Consider the following 18,386-nt stretch of genomic DNA (forward strand, 5'->3'; position numbering starts at 1 on the left):
ATACCCTATGATTCGTTTTATTCTGGAACGTGTGGCGCAACTGGTCATTATTGTGTTCGTTGTATCCACGCTGACATTTGTGCTGATGAGGCTGGCTCCCGGCGACCCTGCTACCATTCTGCTCACCGCGCATAATGTGCCTGCCTCTGAGGAGGCGTTGACGGCGCTGCGGAAGGAGCTGGGCTTGAGCGAGCCGCTTCATATTCAGTATGTAAACTGGCTGCGTGATGTGTTCACAGGGCATTGGGGCACCTCCTATGTATCCAAGGAGTCGGTGCTAACCGAACTGTGGAACAGACTGCCTGCTACCGTGGAGCTGGCCTCGGCGGGCTTTGCCGTCATGACGTTGCTGACTCTTGGGATGGGGCTGGCTGCCTCGGTAAAATCCAGCGGTTGGCTGGATCGTCTGGGAAGGCTGTTTGCACTGCTCGGATCGTCCATCCCCTCTTTTTGGCTTGGCTTTCTGCTGATTTACCTGTTCACCGTCCGTTTGGGCTGGCTCCCGTCCATGGGTCGGGAAGATTGGACTCATTTGGTACTGCCAGCGCTGACCCTTGGGGCAGGTTTGGGGGCTGTGCAAGCCCGTGTACTGCGTGCCCAAATGTTGGAGCTGGGTGACCGGAATTTTGTGAAGGCGGCGAAGGCCAGAGGCTTTTCCCGTACGTATGTTTTGTTTTTTGAGATATTCAAGCATGCGATTTTGCCGATCATCACGTTGTTAGGCACGAATTTGTCATTTATGCTGGCGGGCAATGTCATCGTAGAGACGATTTTTTCATGGCCGGGTTTGGGCAAGTATTTTATAGACGCGATTACGCAGCGGGATTATCCGGTGATTCAGGGGTATGTTATTTTTGCTGCATTTTTAATTGTAGGTGTTCAGTGTTTGGTGGATTTGGTCCAAACGGCTATAGATCCGAGGCTGCGTTTGCGTTAGGGGAGGAAGTTGAAAATGAAAAACATGCGGCTGTCCTTCAAAGGAAGCTTACTGACAGGAGGCGTAATGCTGGGCCTGATCGTACTGCTCGGATTGCTGGCTCCATGGGTTGCCCCTCATGATCCTCTCAATGTCAATCTCCTGAAGCGCCTGGAGCCGCCCAGCCGGGAATATCCCTTCGGTACGGACCATTTGGGGAGGGATGTGCTGTCACGGCTGATTTACGGGATTCGGACCAGCGTACTGATTGCTTGTGCGATTACAGTGACCACCTTGTGTATCAGTTTGCCGATAGGCTTGCTCATTGGCTATGTGCGCGGGCGTGTGGATCAGCTAGTCATGCGGGTGATTGACGGAGTGCTTGCTTTTCCCGATATTATTTTGACGGTGGCGATTGTGGGTATCTTGGGTCCAGGCTTTGTAAACATGACCTTAGCCATTATTGCGGTACGGTGGGCCGGGTATGTTCGGTATATTCGCACCCTTGTTCAAAAAGCCTGTCAGGAGGACTATGTCCGATACGCCCGTTTATCCGGTAATTCACATGTGCGCGTACTCAGAAGCTATGTATTGCCGCAGGCGCTGCCACAGCTGCTTGTGTATGCGGTTTGGGACATCGGGCGAGTGGTGCTTATGGTTGCCGGACTTTCCTTTCTGGGGCTGGGTGTACAGCCGCCTAAGCCGGAATGGGGCGTGATGCTGCATGATGCGACGTCGTATTTTCAGGTGGCGCCGCATGTCATGATTTTTCCGGGCTTGGCGATTATGCTATTTGTGCTTGCCTGCCAGCTTCTGGGAGACCGATTCTCGGAAAAGGGGGCGGCAGAATGAAGGATGGGACAGGACAGATGAATGGAAATATGGCAGGGCGCAAGCCACTGTTACACGTGGAACATTTGGAGATATGTCGCATAGGCACAGGAGCGGGTACACGCATTGACGCAGCAGCAGGTACGGACGCAGGTAGGAAGCCGGGTGCGAATGGGAAAACAATGCGGATAAGCGGACATCAACCGTTGCTCAGGGATGTCAGCTTTTCCGTGTATCCGGGGGAAATTGTGGCCTTGACCGGGCCGAGCGGATGCGGCAAGAGTCTGACCGCGCACGCAATCTCGGGCATGCTGGAGCCGGGGATCGGCGTTACGCAGGGGCATATGTACTACAACGGGGAGGACATCGTCCCGTTCGATGAACGGCGCTGGCAAAGGCTGCGCCGCGAGGACATTGCCCTGCTCATTCAACAATCGCTGAGCGGGTTGAATCCGATCCGTACCGTCCGCGCACAGCTGACGGACACGCTTAGACTGCACGGGCGGCGCTGGATGCCGCCCGACCAGAGGGGGCTGGGCAACCTCCCCCGCCCTGTACAGCATCAAGCCCCCCCACAGGTCGTGCTGCCCCGGATGTGGCAGATGCTGAGCGGGATTGCACAGCTGGCTGGGGGCTGCGCTACTCAAGCGCAGGAGGCTTATCTGTGCTCTTTATTGAGCAAGGTCGGGTTTGCAGACCCTGAGCATATTTTGTCCTCGTACCCTTTTGAATTAAGCGGAGGGATGTGTCAAAGGGTACTGCTGGCTGCGATGCTAAGCTCCGGTCCGCGCCTTTTTATTGCCGATGAGCCTACCACGGCGCTGGATGTTATCAACCGGGACAAGGTTCTGGCGTTATTCCAACAGTTGAGAGAGGATTTGGATCTCACTATTTTGTTGATTTCTCATGATCGTCAGGGTGTGAGTCGTGTAGCGGATCGTGTACTGGAGATGAGCCCGGAAGGAAGGATGCGCGAATGATACTGGAACTAAAGCAAGTGACCAAAGCCTATCCTGTCCGCAGACGGAGAAAAGGCTGGTCCAACAAGCAAGATAGCGGGCAGGCCGCCGTGAAGCAGGTGAGTCTGGAGCTGCAACGGGGAGAATGCCTCGGACTGGTTGGCGAAAGCGGAAGCGGCAAAAGTACGCTGGCACAATGTATCCTAAGGCTGGAATCGTTGACCTCGGGGGAGATTTGGCTGGATCATCAGCCCATTCACACCGGAAGGATGAAGGATATCCATCTGTACAAACGAATCCAGCTGGTCGCACAGGATTCGTCTTCCTCGCTCCATCCTCGCATGATCATACGAGATATTTTGGAGGAGCCGATACGCAACTATTTTCCCGAACGAAAAGCGCAAGCACTGGAGATCTGCCTGTCTTTACTGGAATCGGTGGGGCTGGACGCGGAATGTCTGGAGAAATACCCATCGCAGCTAAGTGGCGGACAAAAGCAGCGGGTATGCATCGCCCGTGCGCTGGCGGTGGAGCCGGAAATCATCTTGTTCGACGAGTCTGTCGCCAATCTCGATACGGAAACGCAGGCTTCCGTACTGGACATGCTCAAGAAAGCACAGGAGGAGCGCCAGCTATCCTATCTTTTTATCACCCATGATCTTCAATCTACCCGTCCGTTTTGTGATCGGATTGTCGTCATGTATCAGGGGGAGATTGTGGAGATATTTCAGGAGTGGGATAAAGACCTGTTACAGCATGAATACACGCGTACTCTGTTTCAAACGTTGGCGGAATGAGCCATACCTCTCATATTCTACAAATTTAAAATAAATATAAGCTTTCTTTGTCGAATATTGATCGAGCGCTGTGACGAGAAGGACCGGATTTTTGAATCGGCTCATCCTGCGGTGCAGCGGCTGATTTCGTCCATTTTACCGGAACATCCAGCAGTCCGTCTTTCACTTCATGAATGAGAGTTGACCCGCAAGGGTCCTTTTTTTGTGCAACATATGGATAAGTAATTGAAATCAAATTTACTTGTTGTATTATTTAAATAACCCGTTATAATATAAAATCACAGTAAATCACTTGGATTAAAAAGGGATATCCTAATATGAGGAAATCTGCTTTCGTACTCAATTGCTGGAGCAGTACAATGCGAAGAACGGTCGTAAAATACGTGGAACGGGCTAAGCTGGATGAGCATAGCGTTCCGTCTGAAGGCGGATTGATCAATTGGCTGGTATTTCTATATCGAATTTAGATCTCTTTTGTTCCTACAGCTAGATTCTCTTTTCGTAAATCTAGTGGATCACGATCAGCTTTTCTACATAGCTGGAGATGTGGTCCTGAAAGCCAGAAAGCAGTTGTCGCAGACTTTCCTCTGTGATGGTTGCTTTTTCTTTTACATGCTGAGCCTCTATCAGCTTCGTTTCTAGTTGTAGAGTCTGTAAAATAAATTGTGTACTCACCCACGCTTATTTCCAATTTCACTTAAATCAGTCTTGTGATTTTTTGTGAAGTACGTAATGTATAGAATAAAAAGTGTTGAAATGAATTCCGAGGGGGAGCTATGTATCAAAAGGGGGCAATATCGTGAGGCCATCGGAATTGGCTTGATCTTTTCGCTCTCCATTGTGTTGTTCGTCGCTATTTATTCCCAAACGATACCGAATCAGGACATGCCGCCTGTGAAGCGGGGAGTGCTGGATTTGTCGAATTGGGATTTCCACAAGCAGGGATGGGTCAACCTGGATGGAGAGTGGGAATTTTATGAAGGTGAATTACTGGAGCCTGTCGATTTTCACGAAGGGACGCGTACAGAGGTCTCGTATTTATCCGTACCTGGCACGTGGAGAGGGAAATCAGCGAATGGCGGTATGAACCGAAGAGGGTATGGCACGTACCGGTTGAAAGTGCTGGTTAAAGATACGGATGAAGTTTTAGGTTTAAAAATAAGGAGTATTCGCCTTTCCCATCGATTGTTCATTAACGGCAAGTTAGAAGGCGAAAGTGGGCGCCCAGCAGTCGATATCAAGGAGCATCAGCCTGGAAATACGCCCTACAGTGCGTTTTTTCACACGGATGCCAAAGAAATTGACATTGTAATTCAAGTGTCTAACTACGTATTTGTCACCGGTGGTATTGCTGGCTCGATCCCATTCGGATTGGCTGAAGATGTGACGAAGCTAAATGGTATACAGGTCGGCACCGATATCGGAATTATATTGATTCTTGGCATGTTTGGCGTGTATCATCTCAGCTTCTGCCTGCTAGGGCGAAGAGAGAAAACATATTGGCTCAGCGGGCTATATTTGCTGCTGCTTTTATTGGAAAAAGCACTTTTTGGCGAAAAAATTTTACAGAGAGTACTGCCTGGCCTCCCTTTTGATATTACTTACAAGCTGCTGGATTTAAGCGAATTTGTCGGAGCTGTGGTACTCATCCTGTTTTTCAGTTCAGTTGAAGCCCGCCTCATATCGTCTCGGATGATGAAGCTGATACTGGCTCCGTTAGGCCTATATATTACGGCGGTTGTCGTGTTGCCTTATCGTGTGCATATCCAGGGAAAATACGTTTTCTTTTTTTACTTAATCATCGTTTTCCTATATATTATTGGCAGAATGGCGTATCTGTATATTCAAAGCCAAGGCGGCTCATCCGATCGGAAGGAATTAATGCTTTTTATTGGCGGGAGCGTTTCGATGATGGTCTTTTTGGTGGACGGAAGCCTCTATTCGGAAAATATGGTTTCGACCGATCTGGTGGGAAAACTCGGGGTGATTTGTTTCATTATCATTATGAATATTCTGCTCGTGGTTCGATTCTCCAATGCTTATGAGAAGACGGAAATCCTTTCATATCAATTGACGGTCTCCAATCAGCTCAAGGACGAGTTTTTGATGAACACATCCCACGAGCTCAAGACTCCACTGCATGGAATCCTGAATATGACGTCTTATTTGCTGGATGATGAGGAAAAAAATCTGTCGCCGAAGCAAAAACGGAATCTTTCGCTGATCAAGGATACATCTATCAAGCTGTCCATGCTCATTCACGATTTGGTCGATGTTACCCGTTTGAGGCACGGGGAACTGCGTCTGCATCCGACCGCTGTGGATGCCAGAATGGTAACGCAGATTGTATTCGACGTGCTGCAATTTGAACTTTTGGGAAAAGCTGTGCGACTGGATAATCAAGTCGGTCCCGACGTCTGGGTGCAAGCGGACGAAAATCGTCTGCGTCAAATTATGTACAATCTGGTCAGCAATGCCGTTAAGCATACAGACAAAGGGTCGATCAAGGTGGTGTCGAGCGTTACCAAGGGAACTGTTACGATTTCTGTCGAGGATACTGGAACAGGGATTCCTAAGGATAAGCATGCTGTGATTTTCGAATATTTTGAGCAGCTTGACGGGCCGCTGCCGAAGGATGGATATACAGGAATGGGCGTTGGTTTGTACATTAGCCGCAAGTTGGTCGAACGGATGAGTGGAGAAATTCGGGTGGATTGGTCGGAGGTCGGTCAAGGCACGCGCATGACGTTTACATTGCCAAGCGCAGTCCAAGTACCGGCTAATCGTGAAACGGCATATGCGTTGCAAGAGCAGCAGCGATATACCGATAAGGATCAGGAGCTGAATATTTGGGATGGACACGAGCATACAGTCATGATTGTTGACGATGAAGCCTCTAATATCCACACCTTGTTGAATATTTTGAAACGGCATCGCTACAATGTCGTCACCGCTTTCTCAGCAAAAGAAGCATTGGAGAAAATAGAAGAGTACCCGCAAGTCGATCTTGTCATTCTCGATGTGATGATGCCGGGGATCTCGGGCATTGAGCTGTGTCAGAGACTACGAAGCAGCTACTCTATTCTCGACCTGCCCATTTTGTTCGCAACGGTTAAGGATACGCCGCAAGACATCGCGCTCGGCTTCAGGGCCGGGGCAAACGATTATTTGACTAAGCCGTTTGAGGCGGAAACGCTCATTGCCAGAATCCAGACCCTGATCGCTGTGAAAACATCGCTCCAAGAAGCGATTCGCAATGAGCTGGCGTTCCATCAAGCGCAGATCAAACCGCATTTTCTCTACAACGCCTTGAGCAGCGTTATTTCATTCTGCTATACGGACGGGGAAAAAGCTGCGTACTTGTTATCGATGCTCAGTCAGTACTTGCGCTACATCCTGGACATGGATTCTTCCACACTGTTCGTCCCTCTCTACCAGGAAATGGAGTTGATCCAGGCTTATGTTGAGATTGAAAAAGCCCGTTTCGGAGAGAGGTTCGACTACGACTTTCACTACGATAACCGTATAGATCATTTGGGAATTCCTTCCTTATGCATCCAGCCTTTTGTCGAGAATGCGATTCGGCACGGTTTGTTCGAGAAGGAAGGTTACGGCAAGGTGACGCTCAGGATCGACGAGGAAGATGGTTATATCCGGGTGGTAGTCGAAGACGATGGCGTCGGCATACCGGATGATCTGTTGGATCGCATGTCCAAAGGAGATATGCATGATTGCGGCATCGGCATCCATAATATCCGCAAGCGTCTGGACTCTCTGCCAGGGGCAACGCTAAACATCAGCTCCGATAGGGGAAGAGGAACTAAAATAACGATGTATTTGCCTGTAAGGAATAACGAAAAGATCGGTTCGGGTAAACGGAGGAGGAGCGAGATTGTTTAATGTGGTCATTGTGGAGGACGAAATACCGATTTTGAATTTAATGAAATATGTCATCGGGCAAAACCCGTACTTTACGATCATAGGTGCTTTTACAAGCTCGCTTGAGGCGCTGGCCAGCCTGTCTGAGCTTCGGCCGGATGTCGCTTTCCTCGATGTGGAAATGCCAAAGATGAACGGGCTGGAACTCGCGGAAAATATCAACGAAGCGTCGGAGCAGACGAAAATCATCTTCACGACGGCTTACAAGCATTATGCGCTGGATGCATTCAAGGTTTATGCCTTCGACTATATTTTGAAGCCCGTGACACCCGCGGCGATCGAGCGGGTCGCAAACCGGCTGTTCAAGCTGCATCGACCTGTCGGCGATGCTGAACAGCAGGTGGGGCTTGCCTCGATTCGGTGCTTTGGAGGATTCGAGGTCCGAAGTCGGGAAGGGTCGCTAATCCGCTTTCCGACACGCAAGACGGAGGAGTTATTCGCTTATTTCCTCTGCCATCCGGGTCAGAATCTCAACAAGTGGCGATTGGCGGAATTGCTGTGGCCGGATATGAGCGAGGACCGCGCGTCGCATAATTTGCACAACACGATGTATCGTTTAAAGAAACTGTTGAAAGAGCAAGAGATCGGCATGGAGATTCAGAAAACGAACGAAGGATACATGCTGGAACCATCGAATCGAACGTACGATGTGCTGGAATATGAACGGTATGACTTTTCTCTTGCGGGAGGACTTCAGGATGAGGCGCAAGCGGAACATGTATGCTCGCTCTACAAAGGTCCGCTGCTGGATAGAAAAGATTACTTCTGGAAAGCTCCGCTGGAGGAAGTATTCTGCAAACGGTACACATCGCTTGTACGCAGCTTGATCCAACAGAATCTTGCCAGGGAGGATTGGAAAAGGGCGGAGCAGAAGATTGATTCGTATTTGACTGTATACCCCCTGCACGAGGAGATGAATCAGACTTTGTTGAGCATCTATGCAAGCAGTGGGGACAAGGAGAAAATCGTCAGGCATTACGCGCAGTTCGAGGCTTCCTATCGCAAGGAGCTGGGGCTGGAGCCACCGCAGAAGCTGAGAAGCCAGAAGGCGTCATATTTGGAGTAGGTCGGCAAAGTTTTTCTTGTCCGACCTTTTTTACCGAAACTGAATACTGGATGAATAAGAAAGTGATTATTCCCGATTGAACAATCTATTAGGGGATAGTCTCTTTTTGTTTTTTTTTCGACATTATTCGTGGTTTTGTGAGAATTTTGTGAGAACAGTTTGATAGTATGTATTGCAATGGGGGGAGGCAATAAGGGGCGAGTGAATCAAGCGATACTGTTGGGAGTTCTGGCAAATTGAGCGTTTCAATGCCGATTTATAATCAGGACGAGCAGAAACACGAAGTTGCGACGGTAATTAGCACGGGAAATATATAGCATATTATGGAAAACATTAAATATGGAAAGCGGGGGCATCCCATTCCGCAAAACGATCAGGGGGGAACAAAATGTTTAGAAAAGAAAAAATGAAGCTTACGGCAGTGGTAGTTATTCTATGTATAATTTCAACTTTGTTAGGTAATTTTAATGCCGCTTCTGCGGCTACTACTGACATATTAAAGAAAGCCTATATTACAAGCTTCAATACTGGCAAGGTTGATGTGGTGGATTTGGAAAGCGGTACGGTGGAATTGGGCAAAATTACGGTCGGGAGTGAGCCTAATAGCGCAGCGTTCAACCCGAACGGTACCCAGGTTTTTGTGACCAACAGAGCGAGTGGAACTGTTTCGGTGATTAATCCGGCTACTGATACAGTGGTCGGCACAATAACAGTGGGCTCACAACCTCACGGAGTAGCCTTTAATTCGGATGGCAGCAAAGCTTATGTAGCTAATATGAGCAGCAGCACACTGTCTGTAATCAATACAGCAACGCTTACAGTTACGGGTACAGTAAGTGTATTATCACGTCCTGTAGCCATGGTAGCGGCAGCCCAGAAGCTTTATCTGACTCAGTCTGGCGCTAACAAAGTAGCAGTCGTGGATTTTACCAACGATACGATTACCAGTCAAATTACGGTGGGAACCAGCCCGTATGGTCTTTCGGTTAATCCTGCGGGTACCAAGATTTATGTAGCAAATCAAGGGAACAAAACAGTTTCTGTCATCAACGTTGTGGACAACACGGTGGAAGCAACTGTAACTGTGGACAACTCCCCGTCGGCTACTGAGGTGTCTCCCGACGGGAGCAGGGTTTACGTGGCTAATAGTGGCTCTGGAACTGTTTCAGTAATCAATACCGCTAGTAATACAGTGGAAAGCACCGTAGCGGTTGGTTCTTATCCCTATGTGGTCGGTATCTCGGCTGATGGCAGCAAAGCCTTTACGGTCAATTATGGCAGCAGCAACATGAGCGTAATCAGGACATCAGATAATAAGGTAATTCAGACTATAGCTTTAAGCAGTGGTCCCTTCATGGTCGGTACCTTCATGGTTTCTACGGCTGTGGCTGCTGGCCAGAACCCTCCTGTTTCTTCAGATGCCACACTAAGCTCGCTGAATTTAAGCGGCATTACGCTCGATCAAACGGTAACTGGAAGTGTGTACGCCTACACCGCAACTGTGCCTAACGATATTTCTGTTACGACAGCTACGTATACAACTACGGATAGCCGCGCGACAGCGGCTTTACAGCTTAATGGGGCTCCAGTTAACAATCCGATTAATCTAAGTGTGGGGTCAAATATCATTAGCTTTGTAGTGACTGCACAGGATGGAACGACGAAAAGCTATACGGTCAATGTCACACGAGCTGGTTCAAATAGTGTTGCCTTAAGCTCGCTGAATTTAAGCGGCATTACGCTCGATCAAACGGTAAGTGAAAGTGTGTACGCCTACACCGCAACTGTGCCTAACGATATTTCTGTTACGACAGCTACGTATACAACTACGGATAGCCGCGCGACGGCTGCTTTACAGCTCAATGGGACTCCGGTCAACAATCCGATTAGTCTAAATGTGGGGTCAAATATTATTAGCTTTGTAGTGACTGCACAGGATGGAACGACGAAAAGCTATACGGTCAATGTCACACGGGCTCCCCGGTTGGTGACTGCTATCACAGTGTCGGGCGATAGTGGAACAATGTCCGTTGGAGACTCTCTTCAATTTAAGGCAAATGTAACTCCTGACAATGCAACGGATAAAACCTTTAGCTGGTCGGTAATTGCTGGTACAGGGGAAGCAACGATCAATGCTGATGGTGTACTCGTTGCAACTCAAGCTGGTACTATTACAATTCAGGCAGTTGCTCATGATGGATCAGGTGTTGTGGGAACGAAAGTTATTACGATCGACAAACGTTCTTCGAGCCGTGGTGGTAGTTCCACCACAACTAACACTAATCTGACTCCTGTACCTGTACCGACTCCTGTACCAGCTCCTGCACCTGATCCTGCAAAGGATGTGTTCAAGTCAGATGTAGTGAAGGGTGACCTCAATGTTATTAAGAACATTGAGACTCGGATTCAGGAAGCTAAAAAAACTCCGGTTACAGCAGCTCTTTCGGACACTAAAGGACACTGGGCTGAAAAGACTATTGATACTTTTGTAAAGCTGCATGTGATTAAAGGGTACAACGATGGTAAGTTCAAGCCGGATGGCAAGATCACACGCGCTGAATTTGCAGTGATTCTGAGTAGCGTGTTCGATATCAAAGGTGGCAACAATACAAGTGTCTCATTGAAGGACGTCGGCAGCCACTGGGCAAAAGACCCAATCAAGAAACTTGTAGAGGCAGGGGTCATCAGCGGATATGAGGATGGTATGTTCAAGCCGGATAACACGATCACCCGGGAGGAAATGGTTGTTCTTTTATCCCGCATCTTAAACCTGAACAACGTATCGAAGGACACCACCAAAGGCAATTTTGATGACGTGAAGGGTTCTTATGCAGCTAACGAGATCAAAGCTGAAGCACAAGCAGGTATCATCAGCGGCAGAGCAGATGGCAAGTTTGATCCCAAGAGTAGCTCCACACGTGCAGAAGCTCTGCAAATCATCCTGAATGCGCTGAATCTCAATCCGCAATTGAAGACGCTGTTGGATTCACTTAACTAATACCGTTACTACGAATAAAAGGGACAAGTGTATTTTGCACTTGGCTCTTTTGTTTTTTTATCGAAAAAGGTTAGTCAAAATATAGCCCTATAATCTATCTCCCCTTTTCGGATCAAAAGTAGCTTCTCACACTTATTCATGATAAATTCTAAGAACAATAAAGTGAAGATGTAATCGGGAAGGAACAAGGGTACATGAAAAAGGTTTTATTCATTAATACCGGAGGGACGATCTCTTCCTCCTATCAGGAAAATGGCCTGACGCCAACCCAATCGGCTGAAAATATTTTGGCGGAAATTCCGGAGTTGAAGGAAATCTGTGAAATTGATGCCCATAATCTGATGAGCATTGATAGCACAAACACACAACCGGAGGATTGGGCCTCCATCGCCCGAATGGTACATCGTTCCCTTGATCAGTACGACGGCATCGTCATTGCCCATGGCACGGATACGATGGCTTATACGGCTTCGGCTTTGAGCTTCATGCTGGGAACCGTAGACAAGCCGGTCGTGGTGACGGGTTCGCAGGTGTCCATTCTGGCTGAGCACAGTGATTCCAAAAAAAATGTAATCGACTCGTTCCTGACCGCATGTGGCGAGGTAGCGGGAGTATTTGTCGTATTTAACGGCAAAATCATCAACGGCAGCCGCAGCTCCAAAATCAGAACGCGCAGCTATAACGCTTTTGAGAGTATTAACTATCCGTATATCGGCCTCGTGGAAGACGGGAAGGTGGTCTATACAGAGGGCGTATTTGCGAATCGCGGTACAGTTCGCCATCCGTACAATGACGAGTATGCTTCGGAGGTATTTCTGCTCAGACTGATTCCGGGTACGAATCCGGCGATTTTCGATGCCATTCAGGGCTTGGGCTATAAAGGGATCGTGATTGAGGGCTTTGGCATGGGTGGCGTGCCCTTCAAGGAAAGAAGCCTGATCAGCAAAATTGAGGAGTTAATGAAGGATGGCATGAGTATCGTCGTGACCACCCAATGTCCTTATGAGGGCGGCGATCTGACGATTTACGAGGTGGGGCAGAAGGTGCTGGAAAAGGGTGTTATTCCGGGTTATGACATGACGACGGAGGCACTTGTGACTAAAATGATGTGGGCGTTGGGTCAGACCACTGACCCTGCGGGAGTAGCAAAAATTATGGCCACAAACTATGCGGACGAGGTTTCCTTGCCTACGGATACAGCCCCCCTGTAAGGAAGGGGGCTGGTTTCCACACAGGAAGGAAGCCGCATCCCAAAAACACCTGCCTATGGCAGATGCTTTTGCTTGTTACGTCCAGGCCCACAGGAATCCGTCGCGATCCCAGGCGATTTTACCGCTATGAAGCTTGCGAAACGCTTTTTTGATTTCCTTTTCGAGAGATACATGACCATGCTCACTTATAAACACATACTGCTCTCCGTACTCAGAGCGTACATATGCAATCGCGTCCTCTTGTTTCAAGGTTCCCACTTCACGAATTTGCGCGACCATCCATGCTGCAATTTGCTGTTCTGTTGTAGGGGTACTGTCTGTTTTGTCCATTTGTCATATCCTTTCCTTCGTTCCTTTCAATTCACTCTTTATATAGTATACGCAATCTAGGAAATTACCAAATCTGTTGGTAGTAAGTAGCCCCTATTGGGAGATTGGTTTTGAGTGATTTCAAGAAACGGTTGACTCTGTCCAGATATATTTCGAGTAAATAAATTTATATAGTTGGCGAAGTGGGTTTTATTTTGTATAATTAAGGGAATATTCACGGGAATTTTCTTTTTTTGAATTGAAAACATACAAGTAATCCCTGGGGGTGCCTGATTTGAAGGAAACAACCACGATTCGTGCAGAGCTGGAGCAGTATATCAGACGTGAAGGAATCACGATTAGTAAGTTTGGGGAGAACACGGGTATTAATGCGGGCACAATCAGTGCCATTATCAACGGTAATCGGCCGATTGCGATGTTGCTATTGGATCGGATTGCGGCAGGCATGGAGCTTGAAGAGGGAATCTTCTATGAGCTGTACATTGAAGAATTTATACGGAATTCAGCACCAAATTGGCGGCGGGTTCGTCCATTTTTGTACCGTTGTGCAGAGCTGAATAAGCTGGACTGTATTGAACAAGTCGTGGAATTTATGATGGACTATCTAATTTACGCTCCAGCCTTGTTTGAGACGGCAGAAGAATTGTTCAGAAAAGGTAAGTTTGCGGCAGCAGCTATCATCTATAAAAATGTCTCGGAAAGTGAGAAGTATCAGCATTCCGAGCGTCTGGCTCTCTGCCAGTATCGGTTATTTACAATCGCTGTTGGTGATGATCAGGATGAAAATTTGTGGGCCGCCACACACTTTGAAAGCTTTGTAGATCGCTTGGGTGAAGCGGATCAACTGGATGCATTAAAAGATTTGGCCAATACTTATGTTTCGCTGCGGCGTTGGGATAAAGTGGAAGCATTAGCTGATAAAATGTGTCGCAGGGCTAAAGTGCAGTATGAGCAAAGATATGGGAAAAAAAGAAAAAAAGAGCGGGACAAGCAAACAAAGGGTCCTTTGTTTATGTATATTGTATACTCATACGTGCTGCGTGCCGGTATTTGTGACGAACGAGGAGAATACGAAAAGGCTTTGGAATATGTCTCTCTGTACGCTGATTTAAGCTGGGTGCAGGAGGATACGGAAGAAGCACGCCGCTTGAAGGAACAGTGTAGCAACTGGGCTGAGGCTAACGGATATCTGTATCAGCTTATGTCCGGTAAACTGGACGTCATTCCACAGTATGTCGCCTATCTGGAAAGAAACGAAGGCGAGATTCTGATGGGATTGTTCAAAATTGTGCTGGCCGCAAACCGTTATGAATTTAATGTGGACGATGTATTGCAACGTTTCGAGAAACAGATTGCCGCATTTGCGGATCACCATACCAAGGTAGGCACCTATACGGAGCAAGTGTCAACGGATCTCTATGCACGATTCCTGGCAGAGCTGGCTTGCTACGATCTCGATAATAAGCGCTATGCGAAAGGTATGAAATTTCTGTTGGAAAGCCTGTCCTATTCCGTGGTGCTGAATGGTAATCCTGTAACGATTAAATGTGTAGGTTTATTTGAGAAATTCCGGCATACTGCCTCCCCTGAGGAGACGGAGGAATATAAAAATTTACTTAGAGAGGTAGATCACTTTAATGTTAAAAAAGATTATTTTTATTCTGCTCGCGTTTAATTTTTTTATCATACTTAATTCTTCACCCATTGCTCCCCCTGTAGAGGACCCTAGCGGAGCTCACAGTCATGGGCTGGGTGGCTGGTCATTTTCATCCAGGGATACTTCTGCTTAAATTAGGCTGGGTAGCACATGAAAGGTATTCTCTTATAAAAGAGGATACCTTTTTTAGTTTTCATTAAGGCTTGGATATTTGCGGTTGAGCCGGCGGGAACCAGACATGACGAAGATCCACCCAACCCTGGCTGTTGAAGGAAACGCCGCGCACAGAAGGGAGATATGCTGTCTGGACGGGCTTTTCATATAAAATATGGAGCTGGTGCTCATGAATAAGCCGGGCCTCGATATGCTCGAATTGACGCGCCCTGATCGTATGATCCGCTTCCCGTGTAATATCGCGCAGCAGTCTTTCGATATCAACGCGGCTATGCGGCTCGACATGCCCGGATACATTGAGATACAGATCGAACAGGCGCAATTGCTCATCACGGTCACGAAACAGAGAAAAGATGATCAGGTCCGATTCCATACGGATGGAGGAGCTTTTGAATTCATCCATGGATGCAGCCACGATATTACAAGTATATCCGCACGATTCCAGTTGGGCCGCGACCCGGTCCGCATCGGCTCTATACTCGGGAATGGTCGCAATTTGCAACGTTGCCGGGGGTTCATACGAATCGTCGGATGCATTCACCATCGGAGGGAGGCTGCGATGATCCAGACACGCCACAATACGGGCACGTACCTCCGGGTTGCGTAACGGCCCGTCCTTGTGTGTATTGCATGTAATAAATTTACGCACCGAAGCTGCCGAGTGAATCTGACTCCATGCCGTATCCGTGTTCCCGGCCAATACGGGATTGTGGATGATATGAAAAGGCGAAGCTGTATCTGCGGTATCTGCGGTATCTGCCGCCGATTCCGGCTTGGCCGCCCACGGGAGCTGAACAATTTCCACCCGGTCCAGATGGGCGCGGCCTTGAAAATAAGGAGCGAATGCCTCCAGAATGCATAAGCTCTCGTTCATCTCCGTGACCTTGAAAGCCCCTGTGCCCACAGGGCGGAGGCCAAAGACTGCTTCACCCGCCTGATTCAGCTCACGAGGCACGATGGCGGCACGACTGGTACATAGGAAGGACAGAAACAGCTCATTCGGCTCCTTTAGCTCGAAGCGTACCATCGTTGGATTTAGCGCCTGTACATGCTCGATTTGCCGAACGATAAAATGGTACAGCCGCCGTCCCGGCGCACGGCTCAGCCGCTCAAAGGTATAAACCACATCCTCGGCGGTCAGTATTTTACCGTTATGGAACAGTACTTCCTTACGTAAGAAAAAGGTCCATTGCGTACGGGTGGCGTCCACCTCCCAAGCGTGCGCCAGTCCCGGCAAAATCTCACCGCTCTCGTTCGCCCGGCGGGCCAGTCCGTCAAAGACATGGCTGGATACGAAGGACTCCGCGAGCCAGTTCATATACAGTGGGTCCAGCGTGTATAGCTGTTGGCGAATGGGCAGACGTAGCGTATCAATCTGCTGCTGATCGCTGCGAACCTCTGCGTGATGCCCGAAGTAGTTCAGCAGCCAGCCTTGCAAATGCTCCTGCATCGTGGATGAACGCGAATGGGTCCGGATTTCATCCAGTGCGCGTTTGATGTCGTGGCGGTCGATGGCCTGCATCATGGACTGCACCGCAATGTCCTCCGGCTGAATCAGGAAGTGCAGGCTGGAGCGGCGGCCCCTGCCTCGGCGGGGAGTCCACTGTATCCAGTCATGCTTTTCCATTTTCTGAATGATCATCAAGGCATTGCGGTGGGTGCAGTCAAAAATAGCGGCCAGCTCATCCAGCGTAATCTCTATCGTATGGTTCTCATCCCTGTCGTCAGCGGTGTGCGAGTGAAGCCGTAAAAATTGGGCATGAAGTTTCATAAAATGGTTGCTCCGTTTCCCCTATGGATGATTAAAGTGCAGTCGTTTATATAAAATAGGAAATTTTACGTCGATTAATTTCTCTTTATCTTCTTATTTTATCATCTACAATAAGGGTTATAAAGCATAGTTGTGGAGGTATTTACCATGCATGACAAGATGAGTGGAACGTCTTTGCCGAAACCGTCGTTCCTGTCCGCCTTTACTGCGGCGATTGTGTTGGCGCTGGTTCATCAATATCTGTTTTACGGGCATGCGCTGGGCGTGTCTCTGCCGATTTTTGTCATTCTGTTCTACACCTATATGTTGTATGTCTATAACCGGGATCGTATCCGGCTTGACTCGTGGATGGGGCGACTGCTGTTTATCGTAATTGTGCTGCTGTCGCTGACGTATGCGCTGTTCGATAATCCGGTTCTATATGTGCTAAATGCATTGGCTATACCTGCTCTGATTAGTGTACATATGGTGATGCTGCTCGGGGAGAAGAGGCATAGCTGGTCCGAACCCGGTATCATCGGGCAAGCGTTAAGCCATTTGTTTTATCAAAATCTGCGGCATGTCGTGACTCCGTTTCGGATGTTCAAAACAGCAGCCTTTCGGAATGTAAAGGATGAGCGCAAACGTGTATTGGGGAAAGTGATAGTCGGTTTGCTGATCGCCCTGCCGCTGCTGTTCATTATCATATCTTTGCTGGCATCAGCGGATGGGATGTTCGAGGAGTTGTTATCGTGTATACCTTCATGGATCGGCACGCTGTCATTTGGTAGCGGAATGCTGCGGCTGATCTGGACCTGCTTCTTTACCTTCTGTTTTTTCTGCTATTTGTGGGGATTCGTACAGCCTGCTTTGCGTGATCCAGAGCAAGAGGCGCAGTCGTGGCACGGGTTAAGCGAGGGGGCGAAGGGTCAAACCACCGAGTATGATGGTCATTCCTCGATGATCATCGACAGACCAAGGATACCTTATCACGAGCTGGTAGCGATCAGGTTTGATCCTGTGATTACAGCTACGGTGCTGATGGTTATGAATCTGGTGTATGTTGTATTCGTCGTATTGCAGTTCGGATATCTGTTTGGTGCATGGGAAGGTGCCTTGCCGGAAGGAACCTCATATGCAGAATATGCGAGAAGGGGCTTCGGGGAGCTGGTTATGGTGACAGGTATCAACTTTGTCCTGATGATCAGTGTGCTAAAGTGGACCGAATTCGGCTCAAATATATTGCAAAAAATGAACAACAGCCTGCTGTATGTACTCGTGGGCTGCTCGGGTGTGATGCTGTATTCGGGTTATACCCGGCTGGTCATGTATGAACAGGCGTACGGATATACATACACCCGTTATCTGGTACACGCATTTATGATTTTTCTGGGCTTGCTGCTGCTCATTGCAGCGGTGCGCATTCATGTCCGTCAGCTTCCGCTGGCGAAATATTATGTTGTACTCGCTTTGGTGGCGTATCTCGTCGTGAATTATGTGGGTATTGATGTACGGATTGCTGAAAATAATCTCGAACGGTATCGCACGACCTCGGTGATCGATAAGGAATATTTGAGTGGGCTATCGGCGGATGCTATTCCGCTGCTGATTGAATTTAGCCGTAAGGAACACGGAGCGATGGATGAGTTTCTACAAGGTCGTCTGATGAGCATGACGAGGGAAGAAACGGCATGGCCTGCGTTCAATTGGGCCGAATATCGGGCACAGCGCAAGCTGCACGACTATATTTTGGAATGA

General features: G+C 48.5%; 13 protein-coding genes and 1 pseudogene. 11 read left to right on the forward strand and 3 right to left on the reverse strand.

Annotated elements, in window-relative coordinates:
* The first annotated feature begins 7 nt into the window (after positions 1 to 7).
* From nikB to ACIFQM_RS07990, 5 genes and pseudogenes are all read left to right on the forward strand, one after another.
* Positions 8 to 937 carry a nickel ABC transporter permease gene (nikB, locus tag ACIFQM_RS07970; RefSeq protein WP_430065231.1) on the forward strand — a complete coding sequence of 310 codons (930 nt, stop codon included), beginning with the start codon at positions 8 to 10 and terminating at the stop codon, positions 935 to 937.
* A gap of 15 nt (positions 938 to 952) precedes the next feature.
* A complete protein-coding gene (gene nikC, locus ACIFQM_RS07975; RefSeq protein ID WP_430041698.1) occupies positions 953 to 1,768 on the forward strand; it encodes a nickel transporter permease in 816 nt (271 codons plus the stop codon).
* Positions 1,765 to 2,727: an ATP-binding cassette domain-containing protein gene (locus ACIFQM_RS07980; RefSeq protein WP_430041696.1), complete on the forward strand. Its 963-nt coding sequence runs from the start codon at positions 1,765 to 1,767 to the stop codon at positions 2,725 to 2,727. The genes nikC and ACIFQM_RS07980 overlap by 4 nt, the downstream gene beginning before the upstream one ends.
* Entirely contained in the window at positions 2,724 to 3,503 is a 780-nt protein-coding gene (locus ACIFQM_RS07985) for an ABC transporter ATP-binding protein (RefSeq protein WP_430041694.1), read from the forward strand. The genes ACIFQM_RS07980 and ACIFQM_RS07985 overlap by 4 nt, the downstream gene beginning before the upstream one ends.
* 57 nt (positions 3,504 to 3,560) lie before the next feature.
* A pseudogene (locus tag ACIFQM_RS07990) lies at positions 3,561 to 3,680 on the forward strand (nickel import ATP-binding protein NikE); the annotation flags it as partial.
* A gap of 330 nt (positions 3,681 to 4,010) precedes the next feature.
* Here ACIFQM_RS07990 and ACIFQM_RS07995 read toward each other — a convergent pair.
* Positions 4,011 to 4,178, reverse strand: coding sequence for a hypothetical protein (locus ACIFQM_RS07995; RefSeq protein ID WP_430041692.1), 168 nt, complete (start codon positions 4,176 to 4,178; stop codon positions 4,011 to 4,013).
* Between the two features lie 81 nt (positions 4,179 to 4,259).
* Between ACIFQM_RS07995 and ACIFQM_RS08000 the strand changes: the two genes are divergently transcribed.
* The 4 genes from ACIFQM_RS08000 (at position 4,260) to ACIFQM_RS08015 (ending at position 12,717) form a co-directional block, all read left to right on the forward strand.
* The gene (locus ACIFQM_RS08000) at positions 4,260 to 7,403 is read left to right on the forward strand and encodes an ATP-binding protein (RefSeq protein ID WP_430041690.1); all 3,144 of its coding nucleotides are present in this window, start codon (positions 4,260 to 4,262) and stop codon (positions 7,401 to 7,403) included.
* A gap of 1 nt (position 7,404) precedes the next feature.
* Entirely contained in the window at positions 7,405 to 8,508 is a 1,104-nt protein-coding gene (locus ACIFQM_RS08005; protein ID WP_430041715.1) for a response regulator, read from the forward strand.
* Positions 8,509 to 8,896: 388 nt separating this feature from the next.
* Positions 8,897 to 11,506 (forward strand): S-layer homology domain-containing protein, encoded by a 2,610-nt coding sequence (locus ACIFQM_RS08010; protein ID WP_430047008.1) that lies wholly within the window; start codon positions 8,897 to 8,899, stop codon positions 11,504 to 11,506.
* Positions 11,507 to 11,700: 194 nt separating this feature from the next.
* Positions 11,701 to 12,717: an asparaginase gene (locus ACIFQM_RS08015; protein WP_430041686.1), complete on the forward strand. Its 1,017-nt coding sequence runs from the start codon at positions 11,701 to 11,703 to the stop codon at positions 12,715 to 12,717.
* 75 nt (positions 12,718 to 12,792) lie between these two features.
* Here the strand turns inward: ACIFQM_RS08015 and ACIFQM_RS08020 are convergent, their stop codons facing one another.
* Positions 12,793 to 13,047, reverse strand: coding sequence for a DUF6953 family protein (locus ACIFQM_RS08020; protein ID WP_430041685.1), 255 nt, complete (start codon positions 13,045 to 13,047; stop codon positions 12,793 to 12,795).
* Positions 13,048 to 13,321: 274 nt separating this feature from the next.
* Here ACIFQM_RS08020 and ACIFQM_RS08025 point away from each other — a divergent pair, with 274 nt between their 5' ends.
* On the forward strand, positions 13,322 to 14,722 hold the full coding sequence (locus ACIFQM_RS08025; RefSeq protein ID WP_430041683.1) for a transcriptional regulator: 1,401 nt from the start codon (positions 13,322 to 13,324) through the stop codon (positions 14,720 to 14,722).
* A 178-nt stretch (positions 14,723 to 14,900) separates the two neighbouring features.
* Here ACIFQM_RS08025 and ACIFQM_RS08030 read toward each other — a convergent pair whose 3' ends face one another.
* Positions 14,901 to 16,649, reverse strand: coding sequence for an ABC transporter substrate-binding protein (locus ACIFQM_RS08030; protein WP_430065233.1), 1,749 nt, complete (start codon positions 16,647 to 16,649; stop codon positions 14,901 to 14,903).
* A 147-nt stretch (positions 16,650 to 16,796) separates the two neighbouring features.
* Between ACIFQM_RS08030 and ACIFQM_RS08035 the strand changes: the two genes are divergently transcribed.
* The gene (locus tag ACIFQM_RS08035) at positions 16,797 to 18,386 is read left to right on the forward strand and encodes a DUF4153 domain-containing protein (protein WP_430065235.1); all 1,590 of its coding nucleotides are present in this window, start codon (positions 16,797 to 16,799) and stop codon (positions 18,384 to 18,386) included.

The organism is Paenibacillus sp. NRS-1782, from assembly GCF_050467685.1.
GTDB lineage: Bacteria > Bacillota > Bacilli > Paenibacillales > Paenibacillaceae > Paenibacillus > Paenibacillus terrae_A.

What these genes read in the sequence shown, in the direction of transcription:
- nikB (WP_430065231.1), top strand. Translation starts at nt 8, where the DNA reads ATGATTCGTTTTATTCTGGAACGTGTGGCGCAACTGGTCATTATTGTG.
- nikC (WP_430041698.1), top strand. Translation starts at nt 953, where the DNA reads ATGAAAAACATGCGGCTGTCCTTCAAAGGAAGCTTACTGACAGGAGGC.
- ACIFQM_RS07980 (WP_430041696.1), top strand. Translation starts at nt 1,765, where the DNA reads ATGAAGGATGGGACAGGACAGATGAATGGAAATATGGCAGGGCGCAAG.
- ACIFQM_RS07985 (WP_430041694.1), top strand. Translation starts at nt 2,724, where the DNA reads ATGATACTGGAACTAAAGCAAGTGACCAAAGCCTATCCTGTCCGCAGA.
- ACIFQM_RS08000 (WP_430041690.1), top strand. Translation starts at nt 4,260, where the DNA reads ATGAATTCCGAGGGGGAGCTATGTATCAAAAGGGGGCAATATCGTGAG.
- ACIFQM_RS08010 (WP_430047008.1), top strand. Translation starts at nt 8,897, where the DNA reads ATGTTTAGAAAAGAAAAAATGAAGCTTACGGCAGTGGTAGTTATTCTA.
- ACIFQM_RS08015 (WP_430041686.1), top strand. Translation starts at nt 11,701, where the DNA reads ATGAAAAAGGTTTTATTCATTAATACCGGAGGGACGATCTCTTCCTCC.
- ACIFQM_RS08020 (WP_430041685.1), bottom strand. Translation starts at nt 13,047, where the DNA reads ATGGACAAAACAGACAGTACCCCTACAACAGAACAGCAAATTGCAGCA.
- ACIFQM_RS08030 (WP_430065233.1), bottom strand. Translation starts at nt 16,649, where the DNA reads ATGAAACTTCATGCCCAATTTTTACGGCTTCACTCGCACACCGCTGAC.
- ACIFQM_RS08035 (WP_430065235.1), top strand. Translation starts at nt 16,797, where the DNA reads ATGCATGACAAGATGAGTGGAACGTCTTTGCCGAAACCGTCGTTCCTG.